Origin of the sequence: Psychrobacter immobilis (assembly GCF_904846285.1) — a bacterium.
Classification (GTDB): Bacteria; Pseudomonadota; Gammaproteobacteria; order Pseudomonadales; family Moraxellaceae; genus Psychrobacter; species Psychrobacter immobilis_D.
The window spans coordinates 116,252-129,145 of record NZ_CAJHAD010000005.1 but is presented as its reverse complement, the minus strand read 5'-3'; the positions used below and the strand labels follow the sequence as shown (position 1 = coordinate 129,145).

Here is a 12,894-nt window from a genome sequence, read left to right as displayed (position 1 = left end):
AATAGACTGAACTGCCAGTATTTGCATAGCAAATAAAAAGGCGCAAATCGTTAGTATTAATTACTAAGATTTGCGCCTTTTTTATGACTACTTTTCTGCTACTACTTTTTCTATTAAAGCGGCTCTATTTTAAACAGTTTTATACTTGCTTATACTTTAGCGGCTTTCGTTAAGACACGCGAATGTAATTCAGCCAAGCCTTCTTGCATATGCGCTTGTAATAAATCGGTGAGCTGGCTTTTATTCAAACCTTTAGGATCTATTGGCTCAAGCGGTAAGACAAAAGCCGTCACGTCTTTACTATCAAGCACTTTTTTTAGGCTATCTTTCATCGTCAGCTTACCGTAGTAAGGCAACTCTTCACTTAAAGTGCCGTCTTTATTTACATAGGCAATCACCAGCGGGCGCACCGGTACATCAGCATCTATCGCCGCTTGTAATAAAGTGCCGTGGATACGCTTAATTTTTTTACCATCAGTCGTCGTTGCTTCTGGAAAGAAGATAACCGAAAAGCCCTTGGTTAAAAAATTGGCAATTTGGGCGGCGACTGTGCCAGCATCACCGGAACCACGCTCGATAAATACCGTACCTGCGGCATGCGCCAACTTACCAAATATCGGCCAATCGCCAATTTCGGCTTTCGATAAGAAAAAAGCTGGACTCACCGTACCAACCACGGGGATATCCATCCATGACACATGATTGGAAACCCATAAACCGTGGTGTTGCTCTACACGCTCGACTGCCACAACTTTTACGCCAAAAGAGCCTGCCATTTTTCGGCAAAAGGCTTGAATATAACGTGGCAGTGTTTCGCGTGGTGGCTGCTTAAAGGCACCGATACGTTGGGCGGCGCGCAGGCCGCCAGCGATGGTGGTGGTCATGCCAGCGATTTGTTTGCCGCGACCTAACTGCTGTTTGAGTGAAAAGCCTGACTTAGATTGGCTCATCTGTATCCCTCGTGGTTAAAAACTTATGGGTTAAAAAATTCTTTATTAAAGAGCTTAGTGATTAAAAAGCCTATTACTTAAAAAGCTTAACGCTTAACGCTTAAAAAACGTATGATTATATCTCTTAAACGAGCGTCATGAGTATAACAAAATTTATTTACTCAGTGACTAATTGTTCACTGAGTTATGAGTGGCTTTTGTTAATATTTTGCAATAATTAGCTATCAGCTCATTTTTACACAGTTCATTTTTACTGCTGTTACTACCTAACAGATTAATGCATTTAAAAAATGCCAACCTTGCCATTAATAACCTCTTTTCAACAATCCTCATACTTTTATTATTAGAATATTTAATAATAAACCCTGTAACATAAAAGCATGGCTAATTGCGTTAATACGCTTTAATATCAAGTGATAAGACCACATATAGAGGGTCATACGAAGGCTATATCGACAGTTAATAAATCGATAACCGCCATCTATTTACTTAATGACATAGGTGATACTCTTTGGAATATTTTGAAAGACATGAAGGTGGCGAGCGCGCCATTATCGTACATTTAGACATCCGCCAAATTCAAGATCCTGATGATCTGAACGAATTTGAGTTGCTTGCAGATTCGGCAGGTGCCGATCGCTTAGCACTCGTCACAGGCTCACGTGCACGTCCCGATGCCAAATACTTTGTTGGTAGCGGTAAAGCACAAGAAATAGCAGAATTGGTGCGTGAACACGACGCTGATATCGTCCTTTTTAATCACAATCTATCGCCATCACAAGAGCGTAATATTGAAGCTTTGGTACAATGCCGCGTCCTTGACCGCACCGGCTTAATTTTAGATATTTTTGCCCAGCGCGCCCGTACTTACGAAGGTAAGCTACAGGTTGAGCTTGCGCAGTTAAATCATTTATCGACGCGATTGGTGCGTGGTTGGACGCATTTGGAGCGCCAAAAAGGCGGTATTGGTTTACGTGGACCCGGCGAAACCCAGCTTGAGACCGATCGTCGCTTACTACAAGTACGTGTGACTCAGCTTAAAAGTAGAATCGAGAAAGTCAGACAGACACGCGCACAAGGTCGAGCACGCCGCCAAAAATCAGACGTACCGACTATTTCACTCGTTGGTTATACCAATGCTGGTAAATCAACACTGTTCAATCGCTTGGTTGATGAAAATATTTACGCGGCAGATAAACTGTTTGCCACGCTCGACCCTACCCTGCGCCGTTTAGATTGGCAAGGGGTTGGACGCGTGGTACTGGTTGATACCGTAGGTTTTGTCCGTCATCTACCACATGAGCTGGTTGAGTCGTTTCATGCGACATTAGAGGAAACCTTAGAAGCCGACTTATTGTTACATGTCATCGACTCTTCTAGTGAAGATATGCACGAGCAAATCGAGGCGGTTAAAGCTGTCTTAGCTGAAATTGATAACGATGTGCCAGTGCTCAACGTTTATAATAAGATTGATTTGACCGATGAGCCTGCACACATTGGCTATGCTAAAGAAGGTCAGCCTAACCGTGTATATGTTTCTTCTAGTAAAAACCTAGGTATGGAAGAGCTGTCATTAGCCGTCCAGCAGTTACTGACTGGCACACTGACGACGTTTGAATTAACGCTACCTTATAATGCCGGTCAGTTAAAAAACTCCTTATATGAGTTGGGCGTTATTCAGGAAGAGAGCTATGATGACAATGGTCATGAATGCTTAACCATTCGCCTGCCAAGTGATAGGCTCAAGCAGCTATTGGGGCAAGCCAATTTAAAACCATTAGATGTCTTGCCGTTGGCACAAGCAACATTGCTGATGCCGATACTTGAAGAGTTTGAGCAGATTGATGAAGATGACAGTCATCATGAAGAAGCGTCTCTAACGGCAGAAGAAGAGAACGCCTTTGCTGAATTTGAAGCGTTAAATTCTGCGACAGAAGAATCTGATTCGAAAAGTTAAATAAACACTTCTTATATTATGTAATCTACATGGTATTTAATAAAAGGACGCTATCAAACGATGGCGTCCTTTTTATATTTATAGCGCTTAACATTTATTATACGAGATATTTAGAAACAGCTTAATAGCTGCAATCCGCGCTTAGGCTTTATTAGTTTGCCCACTCTCTATATAATCAGCCTCTATGCGTGTGTTTGAATACATTTAACCAGTGCTTGTCGTTAGTTAACTACTGAACGCCACATTTATTAATAAGCTTAATCACTAACGCCTTATGGATTTTTCATATAAACAGTACGTTTCTGCATCAATTTTATTAAAGACTAACTATATCTGACTTGGCTAGGATTACTTATGAACTCCACTTCTACTTCCAACATACCCTTATGGATGGCGTTAATATTGACGCTGATCATGGTGGTGGTGGTTCGTGAGTCCGCCGTCATTGTTTGCCAATGGGCAGGTATTGAAAAAGCCGCAAATATCGTTGGTTTGCTAACAATGTTTGTTATTTTGATTATTTGGCGACTGGTAAAAGGGCTACCGCACTGGCTAACCCAAGCAAGCAACACGTTACTGGTTGATAGTGGTTTTGCCTTTTTGCCGGTTTCTGCTGGAGCCGGCTTATTGCTATTTGCGTTAGGTGATGAGTTTTGGGGTGTGATGCTGACGATGATTATCAGTACGCTTATTCCGCTTTGGGGGCTGGCTATCCTTGCCAATCGCTCTCTTAATAATAGCGGCGCTACAGATAACAGTGACAATGCGAATACGACCAACAAGCACAAGGGACAGCATTAAGCTGTAGGAACAAGGCAACGTTATGAGTTTTAATAGTGTATTTATCGCAACCCTTGCTGCAATATTATTAACCTTGGCAGCCCACATCACTGCCCGCGTCCTTGCGCGCAAGCTATCGTGGTTACCGATGGTCATCACCGCATTGGCATTGGTACTGCTGTTTTTGTTTATTTTGCAATGGGATTACAATAATTATTACAGCGTGGCAAAACCCGTATTTGACCATTTATTAGGTTATGTGACGGTATTATTGGCCGTACCATTGGCAGCGATGAATTTTAAAGGCTTGCCAGTCAAAAAGCTCACCATGATTGTGGCGCTAGCCAGCGTAGTTGGTGCCTTGCTACCCATGTCGTTAGCCTATCTATTTTCACTCAGTAATGAGACTATTTTGGCATTTGCTACCCGTTCAGTGACCACACCGATTGGTCTAAGCGTCGCTGATTTGATTAAAGCGCCACTGGCGATGGCAAACTTGATTATTATTGTTTCAGGGCTTATTGGTGGTACGTTAGCGCGCTTCTTATTTCGCGGTATTGATGATGACCGCGCAAAAGGTTTAGCCCTTGGTTTAGCAGCGCATGCATTTGGCACCGTAGAAGCGTGGCAAATCAGTCATACGGCTGGACGCTATGCCGCCTTTGGCTTAGCAGTCAACGGGTTGGTTACCGCTGTTTGGGTGCCTATTTTTATCAGTGCGTTATCCTAATAAAATGCTTTAAGTTAAATGTAAATACCTTAAATCCCATCCTCCTTGATGGGATTTTTTTCACCTGAACCAATTTCATTTGATAGCATTTCTAGCGGTATCTTTTACTTATTTTTAATGCAAAGATAAAGGGGGAAACCTCGCCGTTATAAGCCGCTTAATCACCCTTATTTTATTACTATCTTGATTTCATTGAGCTTTTTTACAAATTAAAAGGCCTTTTGACTGCGCGTGCACGCATTCAGATATGGCAAAAACTTATTTTGTGTTATAGTAAGCAACTATTATTTTTTGTATCTATTGCAAGTGGTTTTGTTAGACGTGAATTCGTAGGTAGTCGCCATACTGATATTGGCTCACTATAAAATCCTACAGACGCGATAACCGCTTTGACGCGCGACATCACGCGCTTATAGACAAAGCAATTTGCTATTACTCGATAAAAAGTGATAACCCTATGATAAATATTACACCCTTAATGACACGCTGCTTGTCTCCCGTTTTATTTACTGCTATTGCCTTCTCTAGCCTACCTATCGCCGCTCAAGCAGGCAATATGTATATCTACAAAGACAAAGGTGGACAAGTTCTCCTCACTAACGTCAATCCTAGTGGCAATTTTGATAAATTTAGTAAAAAAGTAAAAACGACTTATTATAAAGACTCTGGTGCTTACAATGCTGGTAGCAATACTAATGCAGATTATGGTAGCAGCGCGGCGAGCAGTAGCGGCAGTCGTAACTCTTACGATAGCTATATCCGTGCCTCTGCTGATCGCCATGGCATAGATCCTGCGCTGATGAAAGCCATGATGCATACGGAGTCTGCCTTTAATCCTAATGCACGCTCACCTGTCGGTGCGCAAGGTTTGATGCAGCTGATGCCAGCGACTGCTCGCCGCTTTAAAGTGAGTAATCCTTGGAATCCTGCCGATAATATCGAAGGATCTGCGAAATATATCGCTTGGCTAATGAAACGCTTTAATAATAATGTTGAATTTGCCGTGGCTGGTTATAATGCTGGCGAAGGAAATGTCGATAAATATAATGGCATTCCTCCGTTTAAAGAAACCCGTAACTATGTCAAAAGCGTGATGAGCCGCTATCATAGTTTATATAAAAATGATTCAGCACTATCGGGTACTACCATGAATGCGAATAACAGTAATACTGCCAATACCAATAATAGTGGCGGCCTCCAAAACGTCAGTTATGGCACCAGTAGCAATAATGCAAGCTATGCTAACTCTGCTTATTTAGCATTGCGCTAATTCAAAAGACAACAACCACAAAAAAGCCCGTTAAATTAATAATGGGCTTTTTTTGCGTTCAAACAAAGCTACTTTAAAAGCTTTGAGCACTTTATTAAGTCATTAATATTAAATAATCAATAAAGCACTCACTACATTTTAAAACTTACTTATTCGCTAGTGCTTGGGTTGCAGCAACTTCAGCAGCAAAGTCTTCTTGCTTCTTCTCGATGCCTTCGCCGACTTCTAGACGTTTGAAACCAACTACTTTTACGCCTTCAGATTTTAATACGTCACCAACTTTTTTCTCGTTGTCCATGACGTATGGTTGACGAAGTAACGTGACTTCGTCTAGGTACTTACGTAAGCCACCTTCAATCATTTTTTCAACGATATTGTCAGGCTTACCAGACTCTTTCGCTTTTGCTTCGATGATGTCTTTTTCGCGTGCTAGTACGTCAGCCGCTACGTCTTCATCATCTACTGCCACAGGGTTGAATGCTGCAATGTGCATGGCAAGGTTTTTGCCGGTGTCTGCACTGCCGCCTTCATAAGAAACCACCACACCGATACGTAGACCATGGCGGTATGCAGCAATGTTAGCGCCTTCAAGTACTTCAACGCGGCGGATTTGGATGTTCTCACCGATTTTTTGTACTAGAGATACACGAGCTTCTTCAATCGTTTGACCTCCGCCATATGGTAATGCAGAGATAGCTGCAACGTCAGTCTCATTGTTTTCTAGGGCGATATTTGCTACTTTTTCTGCAAATGCAGTGAAGTTTTCATCTTTTGCAACGAAGTCAGTTTGGCAGTTCACTTCTAACAAGAATGCTTTGTTGTCGCCTTGAGCGATAATGATAGCGCCGTCAGCTGCGATATTACCCGCTTTTTTAGCCGCTTTCGCTTGACCTGATTTACGTAGGTTATCAATGGCAACTTCAACATCACCATTTGACTCTTCTAACGCTTTTTTACATTCCATCATGCCAAGACCAGTACGGTCGCGCAATTCTTTTACCATTTTGGCAGATACTTTTACTTCTGACATAAGAGTTACCTTTTATTATGTACATGAATATTGTTATGTAGAGGTATGCTTAAAATCTATTCGATAACTTGATTAATATTAAGTCAACATTACTCTTAATATTAGACTTATAACATTAGACTTAAGCCTTCATATAACCACTCATCGTTAACGATTATTTATATCATCAAAAAAGCAATATGGCTCGTATAGACGATAATACTCGCCCAATCATGACACGCTTATTAATTTTGACCATAAACCATTAACAGTAAGGCATGACGAGTAAAACTACATCATGCCTTTTATGAGCTTATAAGCTGTTAATAACCTTATATGAGTGCTGATAAGACAACTATCAAGACGCCTTTACAAAGTTAAACCTTTGCGGTCAGCGATTTATTCTGCTGGAGTAGCAGATTCTTCAGCTTTAGCTTCAACTGGCGCTTCTTCAGCAGCAGCAGGTGCTTCTTGGTCAACTTTACCGCCCGCTTGAGTTTGTGCGTATTCTTTACCCGCGATGATTGCATCAGCCATAGAAGTTACATACAAAGTTACCGCACGGATAGCATCATCGTTAGCTGGGATGATGTAATCAACGTTATCTGGGTTAGAGTTAGTATCAACAATACCGATAACTGGGATACCTAGATTTTTAGCTTCTTTGATAGCAATCGCTTCATGATCTACGTCTACAACGAAGATTGCGTCAGGTAGACCGCCCATGTCTTTGATACCGCCTAGTGAACGCTCAAGTTTTTCCATATCACGAGTACGCTCTAACGCTTCACGCTTAGTAAGCTTAGCGAAAGTACCGTCTTCAGCTTGTTTTTCTAGCTCTTTTAGACGATTGATTGACTGGCGTAAAGTTTTCCAGTTAGTCAACATACCACCTAACCAGCGATGGTCAACGTATGGCATGCCAGCGCGTGCTGCTTGCTCAGCGATAACGCCGCTAGCTGCGCGTTTAGTACCAACAAATAATACTTTGTTTTTCTTAGCAGCTAGGCCGTTTACGTAAGTCAATGCTTCGTTAAACGCTTTTACTGTGTGCTCAAGGTTGATGATGTGAATCTTGTTACGGGCGCCAAAGATGTATGGACCCATTTTTGGATTCCAAAAACGTGTTTGGTGACCAAAGTGAGCGCCTGCTTGTAATAAGTCGCGCATTTCGATTTTGGTTGGATTGTTTGAAGCCATGTGAAATTCCTATTGGTTGGGTTATGCCTCCACATCACAAAAACTGCCTATCTAGCGACACGCATTTGCTGATAGTTAATGCTTATAACGCAGCACCGTAACTATCTATTAGACGCAAATTAATCAAGTCGCCAAACACCCAGCAATTTTTTGCCATGATGTGTGTGTCATTGTTTGATGGGTTGGTTTAAAAATTGAGCTAAGCTTTAAATTTAGACAAAACGTCTAAACCTAAATTATGAAAATAGCTGCGCTGTATTTTACCATATAAGTCTAAGTGACTGCTAGCGCTATTATAAGACTTAAGTGGATGATAACGCATAAAAAAACGACGTATTAACGTCGTTTTTGCTTCTCATCGTTATTTACAGCATTATTCACTATCTATACAGCGGGTTAATCTATACGGCAGGTTAAATTAAGCGATAGAAATACCGATGACTGCCTTGTATCCGCGCCATGTAAAAGGCGTAACATAGCTTTGGCGGTCTTTTGGTAAATAAGGAATGCTAGGTATGCCTTCGATGATTTTAGGCGGTGAGATAATAAAATCAGCGCCAAACTCAGTACGGGCGTTACCTGAAATGGTATTTGCCATCTCACCTAATAAGTCTTTCATCATCGTAATAGAGGAATCAGGCTCGCCCATTACTTTGATGATTTCACGCAAAAGAGTGCTCGGAGCGCTGACATAAACGCAGCCTTCAAGCGGTCCAGAGATTTTAATCATACCGCTATAGTCATAACCCACGGCATTTTTATTACTATTCAAATACGGCGTATCAATCACTACTGACTCATCATCAATCTGTGCAAAAAACGCACTGATCGAGCTTAAAAAGACGCCTAATTTATCTACATTAACCATAATCGTTTATCGTCCATATTGATCTTCATGAGGGATTGTATTCAATCTTGCAAACAAACCACAATCTCGCCAATTTGACCGCGCCAACTGACTGGAATGATAAAAGAACGCCCATTTTTAGGTAGGATAATGCTTTGCGGTGAGCCTTTAAATACCAGCGGTACAGAGATGTGAAACTCCGCGCCAAACTCGTTGCGAGCATTACCGGATATGGTATTGGCAACCTCACCTGCAAGATCGACCAAATTATCTTCGCTTTTATCCGTTTCGCCCATACTATCTAGAATACTATCCAATAACGCGCTGGTGGCAGAAAAATAAACCACACCTTTTTGCACCCCCGAGATACCAATAACGCCGGTATAGTCATGGACTTTTGGCTGTTGGTTTTCTAGTAAATAAGGGGTATCAACGACCAGCTCTTCATTGCCAAACTGATTAAAATAATTGGTAATGATACTCACAAAAATTTGTAACTTTTGCTCTTTCATAATATGTGTTCTTTCATAATATATTTACTAAATTGATTAGGGTATGTCTTCATTTTAAACATAGTCATAAAAACGAGCTAAGTTCATGAGTTAAATGGCGGACACACCCTAGAGGTTAGTCTTGTACAAGCTCATACAAAGACTCTACCAGCTCTTCTTCTGAAAAAGGCTTGCACAAGAATCCGCTCGCGCCCAGTGACAAAGCTTCAATACCAGTCGATTTATCAGACAACGCCGATACAACTAAAATCCGTACTTCAGGATCTATCGCAATGATTTTTGCAATGCATTCAAGACCATCCATTTGCGGCATGGTTAAATCCATAGTAATCACATCCGGACGATGAATATTAAATTTCTCAATCGCTTGCACACCACTGGTCGCCGTCGCAACTAGCATAAACTTACCTGAATCGTAAGCACGCTGAATACGGTTTCGAATGATATTTGAATCATCAACAATCATTAATTTGTACATAATGTCTCTTTATCCTTAATTACGCGATCGGTAAGGTAATGACAAAACGGGTCATTTTGCCAAGCTTACTGTTTACATTAAGCTTACCGTCATATTCTTTTACTAAAGCCTTGATGACATCTAAGCCCACGCCGCGTCCACCATCTTCATCCGCATGCTCTTTGGTCGAGAACCCTGAAGAAAATAACGTTTTAAGCAAATCACCCTCAGTAAGGGCGCTTGCCTCTTCATAACTGAAGCGACCATCGGCGATTAATTTATTACGGATGCCTTCGTAGTTGATACCCTGACCGTCATCTTGTAACACGATCATTAAGTTTTGAGCGTCACGCTGCATCTCTAAGTCAATACTACCAATCGCAGATTTACCAACAGCCTGACGCGCTTTAGGAGACTCAACCCCATGTACCACCGCATTACGTAACAATTGAATACTGATTTCCCGAACCGGTTTTTTAAGACTTTCAGGGATAGTAACGTGCGCTAAATTATGACCATTTAGCTGTACTTGTTTGCCTTGTCTAACCGCGATATCTTGCGCAAAATCTTGATAGTAGGCTAACTGCTCATCCGCTGAATCATCACTCAAATCAATGTTATTGCCACCGGCAAAAGACGCAGTCTCAATTGATTTATTTGCTGTTGGCGCATGGGTAGCGATTGATGAACTCGCGGCCACAGGTGCTTTTGTCATCGGCTGAGTGCTAGCATTATTCTTTGGCGCAGCTTGGTTGATGCGCTCACCTAATGTCTCAATAGTATTCGAGAGGCTGAGTAAGTCATCCAAATGGACAGCCAGTGGTAAGAAATTATTACCTGATAGTTTGCCCTGATTTTGCAATGCATCCAGTTTGTCTTCAGCGTCTGAGGCGATTTTAGTAAAGCTGTGCAGCTTAAGTGCCGACGCTTCACCTTTTAAGCTGTGCATTTCACGATAAATCGCATTCAGCTTACCTTCAAGCTCAAACTGCGAGCTACCAGGGTTTTTCAAAATGTTGTTCATCTTATCGATATGAGCTTTGGTGTTATTAATAAACTCATTAATAATTTTTGGATTGACGTTTAAGATGGTGGTCAACATCTCAATTTGCATGTCATTTTGCGAACGCTCTTTTTCTAAGCGCTGCTCTAGATAAACAGCATCTGAGACGTCATTAACGTTGACCAAAATGCGGGCAATGTCTTTGTCTTCATAAACGCGTGAAAACTTAAAGTCTAGGAAGCGGCTTGTGGTGCTCTCTTCGCCAGAAGCATTGTGCAGCATAACTTTATGCAATGGGTTTAAAGAATCAACCAATTTCTCTTTGACACGTGGGTTGTACAGCTGCTCGATAAACTGACGCGTGGTTTTCAAATCTTTGTCTGAAATACGGCCACGTAGTACATCGGCAAAGTTTTCACCTGACAGTCTTTCTTCACCAATAATGCCGTTTAGAGCACGTGAATGCTGCTGACCAATATTCAAGTCTTTATCTAACAGGAATAGACCGGTATTGACGGTTTCCATAATTTCTTGCGTTTCGCGACGAGCAGCCAATGCTTCAGCATCGGTATCACGCAGACGACGTACAAAGAAGAATACGAAAATTAGGAAGTAAGCAAAAATAGCCGCAACACCCAATATCTGAATCAGACGAATGGTATCTGCTTGGCGTTCAGCGTTGATAAACACTTCATCGGTAAGTTGGTCTAACGACTCGTTAATAAACAAACTTGAAGTCTTTGCCTGTTCAACCGCCTGAGTCAAATTATCTGAAGAGTCAACCATGACGTTATCAGCATCTTTTAGATAAGCTTGAATTTTGGGTTCTAAAAGTCTCCATTCATTATTGGCTTCAGTTACTTTAATTTGAGACTGACGATTAACTTTTGGAAGATCATAGCTTTTGCCATCGACGCTAGTAATCGTACCGCCTTGTTCAAGAGCAGCGATAGAGCTTGTAATTAATGCCGTGTCCTGCTCCAAACGCTCTAAAACTCGCTGAATATGTGGAGAGTTGGTGTCTTCACCGTAGCTGTTATCTAAGTCAAACAAGTCTTTAATTACTGCTTGCGCACTGTTTGCAACTTGGTTAGTTCGATCAATCAAGACCGTGTTTCGCTCTAAGAGACTCGAGGTATAGAAAGTAAATGCCAGCAAAGCGCCAATCAAGGATAAAAACAGTGCAATTGAAATAATTAGACTGCGATAGCGTTTATTGTCAGTATTATAAGGGGTAGCCATCTTCAGTATTCCTTAGTTCGCTTGCTGAGTGGGAGTGGTAGAAGTGCTATTGATAGCTGGTATGCTGTCACCTAACCACTGCTTTTCAATTTCTTTGAATCTACCTTTGGTCTTAAGCTTGGTAATACCTTCATTAACGTTCTTGATAAGCTTAGTATTGCCTTTTGCCATCATGATTACTTGCTGTGCTTCAGGCACATCTTCCCCTTCATAAGGCACAATAGTGACCTTATATTCAGGATGGATTTTTGCCGTATACTGCCAAATAGGTAAATCATGGAGAATGGCATCGACCTTCCCTTGCATGAGGTCTTCATATAATAAAAACGCCGTTTCTCTGGTAGATAGCTCGCCATAGCTACCAACTTTTTTGATATCATCTACCGACTTGCCATTTTCCATACCACCAACACGCATACCTCTTAAGTCTTCTAAACTATTGATTTTTAAATTATTGTTAGCATACATAATGGCTGATGGGTTAAAGAAATAAGGTTTCGATAGGCCGTATCGCGTCGCTCGTTCATCTTTATAAGAAATACCAGCAAGCGCCATATCACGATTGCCTGATTCCACGCTATCAAACATATTTTGGAAGGTTTCTTTATAAAACTCGACCTTAAATCCTTGTTCCTCACCGATAGCACGGATCACATCAATATCAATGCCCTGCATGTTGCCGTAGTCATCTTGGAAGGAAAATGGCGGTGTCGTGCCTGTAGTCGCAACTTTTATCACTGGTGCTGTATCAGGTAGCTGACTGACAAAATTATCTTTATTATCGGTAACACTCTTTGTATTGGCGTTGTCTTGAGTTGCAGAGTTACCGCATCCAAACAAACCGACGCTAAGTACAATTGGCAATACTCTATATAACTGCTTCATATCCTATCCTTAAGTCCCAATATGCGATTGAGAACGGGTGAAAATTGCCTTT

Annotated in this window: 12 protein-coding genes; 4 read left to right on the top strand and 8 right to left on the bottom strand. The window is 41.4% G+C overall.

The window, feature by feature from the left end:
- Positions 1 to 149 precede the first annotated feature (149 nt).
- Positions 150 to 950: a lysophospholipid acyltransferase family protein gene (locus tag JMX13_RS05030; RefSeq protein ID WP_201546263.1), complete on the bottom strand. Its 801-nt coding sequence runs from the start codon at positions 948 to 950 to the stop codon at positions 150 to 152.
- 511 nt (positions 951 to 1,461) lie between these two features.
- On the opposite strand from JMX13_RS05030, the gene hflX reads away from it, so the two are divergent.
- The 4 genes from hflX to JMX13_RS05010 all read left to right on the top strand — a co-directional run bounded on the left by hflX (position 1,462) and on the right by JMX13_RS05010 (position 5,687).
- Positions 1,462 to 2,907 carry a ribosome rescue GTPase HflX gene (gene hflX / locus JMX13_RS05025; RefSeq protein ID WP_201610331.1) on the top strand — a complete coding sequence of 482 codons (1,446 nt, stop codon included), beginning with the start codon at positions 1,462 to 1,464 and terminating at the stop codon, positions 2,905 to 2,907.
- A 354-nt stretch (positions 2,908 to 3,261) separates the two neighbouring features.
- Positions 3,262 to 3,708 carry a CidA/LrgA family protein gene (locus JMX13_RS05020; protein WP_201610323.1) on the top strand — a complete coding sequence of 149 codons (447 nt, stop codon included), beginning with the start codon at positions 3,262 to 3,264 and terminating at the stop codon, positions 3,706 to 3,708.
- Positions 3,709 to 3,730: 22 nt separating this feature from the next.
- Positions 3,731 to 4,417 (top strand): LrgB family protein, encoded by a 687-nt coding sequence (locus JMX13_RS05015; protein ID WP_201610321.1) that lies wholly within the window; start codon positions 3,731 to 3,733, stop codon positions 4,415 to 4,417.
- A 457-nt stretch (positions 4,418 to 4,874) separates the two neighbouring features.
- A complete protein-coding gene (locus JMX13_RS05010) occupies positions 4,875 to 5,687 on the top strand; it encodes a lytic transglycosylase domain-containing protein (protein ID WP_201610313.1) in 813 nt (270 codons plus the stop codon).
- Positions 5,688 to 5,832: 145 nt separating this feature from the next.
- On the opposite strand, the gene tsf is transcribed toward JMX13_RS05010, so the two are convergent.
- The 7 genes from tsf to JMX13_RS04975 form a co-directional block, all read right to left on the bottom strand.
- Positions 5,833 to 6,717, bottom strand: coding sequence for a translation elongation factor Ts (gene tsf / locus JMX13_RS05005; protein WP_201610311.1), 885 nt, complete (start codon positions 6,715 to 6,717; stop codon positions 5,833 to 5,835).
- A 378-nt stretch (positions 6,718 to 7,095) separates the two neighbouring features.
- Positions 7,096 to 7,896, bottom strand: a complete 801-nt coding sequence (gene rpsB / locus JMX13_RS05000) for a 30S ribosomal protein S2 (protein ID WP_201610309.1) — start codon at positions 7,894 to 7,896, stop codon at positions 7,096 to 7,098.
- 418 nt (positions 7,897 to 8,314) lie between these two features.
- Entirely contained in the window at positions 8,315 to 8,764 is a 450-nt protein-coding gene (locus tag JMX13_RS04995; RefSeq protein WP_201546256.1) for a chemotaxis protein CheX, read from the bottom strand.
- 41 nt (positions 8,765 to 8,805) lie between these two features.
- Entirely contained in the window at positions 8,806 to 9,255 is a 450-nt protein-coding gene (locus JMX13_RS04990; RefSeq protein WP_201546255.1) for a chemotaxis protein CheX, read from the bottom strand.
- Positions 9,256 to 9,370: 115 nt separating this feature from the next.
- Positions 9,371 to 9,733, bottom strand: coding sequence for a response regulator (locus JMX13_RS04985; protein ID WP_201610307.1), 363 nt, complete (start codon positions 9,731 to 9,733; stop codon positions 9,371 to 9,373).
- A gap of 19 nt (positions 9,734 to 9,752) precedes the next feature.
- Positions 9,753 to 11,957 (bottom strand): ATP-binding protein, encoded by a 2,205-nt coding sequence (locus tag JMX13_RS04980; protein WP_201610305.1) that lies wholly within the window; start codon positions 11,955 to 11,957, stop codon positions 9,753 to 9,755.
- A 12-nt stretch (positions 11,958 to 11,969) separates the two neighbouring features.
- Entirely contained in the window at positions 11,970 to 12,842 is an 873-nt protein-coding gene (locus tag JMX13_RS04975) for a substrate-binding periplasmic protein (protein WP_201610295.1), read from the bottom strand.
- Positions 12,843 to 12,894: the final 52 nt, after the last annotated feature.

Coding starts and splice junctions, on each gene's coding strand:
- JMX13_RS05030 (WP_201546263.1), bottom strand. CDS start 950: ATGAGCCAATCTAAGTCAGGCTTTTCACTCAAACAGCAGTTAGGTCGC.
- JMX13_RS04995 (WP_201546256.1), bottom strand. CDS start 8,764: ATGGTTAATGTAGATAAATTAGGCGTCTTTTTAAGCTCGATCAGTGCG.
- JMX13_RS04985 (WP_201610307.1), bottom strand. CDS start 9,733: ATGTACAAATTAATGATTGTTGATGATTCAAATATCATTCGAAACCGT.
- JMX13_RS05010 (WP_201610313.1), top strand. CDS start 4,875: ATGATAAATATTACACCCTTAATGACACGCTGCTTGTCTCCCGTTTTA.
- JMX13_RS04975 (WP_201610295.1), bottom strand. CDS start 12,842: ATGAAGCAGTTATATAGAGTATTGCCAATTGTACTTAGCGTCGGTTTG.
- JMX13_RS05015 (WP_201610321.1), top strand. CDS start 3,731: ATGAGTTTTAATAGTGTATTTATCGCAACCCTTGCTGCAATATTATTA.
- rpsB (WP_201610309.1), bottom strand. CDS start 7,896: ATGGCTTCAAACAATCCAACCAAAATCGAAATGCGCGACTTATTACAA.
- JMX13_RS04980 (WP_201610305.1), bottom strand. CDS start 11,957: ATGGCTACCCCTTATAATACTGACAATAAACGCTATCGCAGTCTAATT.
- JMX13_RS05020 (WP_201610323.1), top strand. CDS start 3,262: ATGAACTCCACTTCTACTTCCAACATACCCTTATGGATGGCGTTAATA.
- JMX13_RS04990 (WP_201546255.1), bottom strand. CDS start 9,255: ATGAAAGAGCAAAAGTTACAAATTTTTGTGAGTATCATTACCAATTAT.
- tsf (WP_201610311.1), bottom strand. CDS start 6,717: ATGTCAGAAGTAAAAGTATCTGCCAAAATGGTAAAAGAATTGCGCGAC.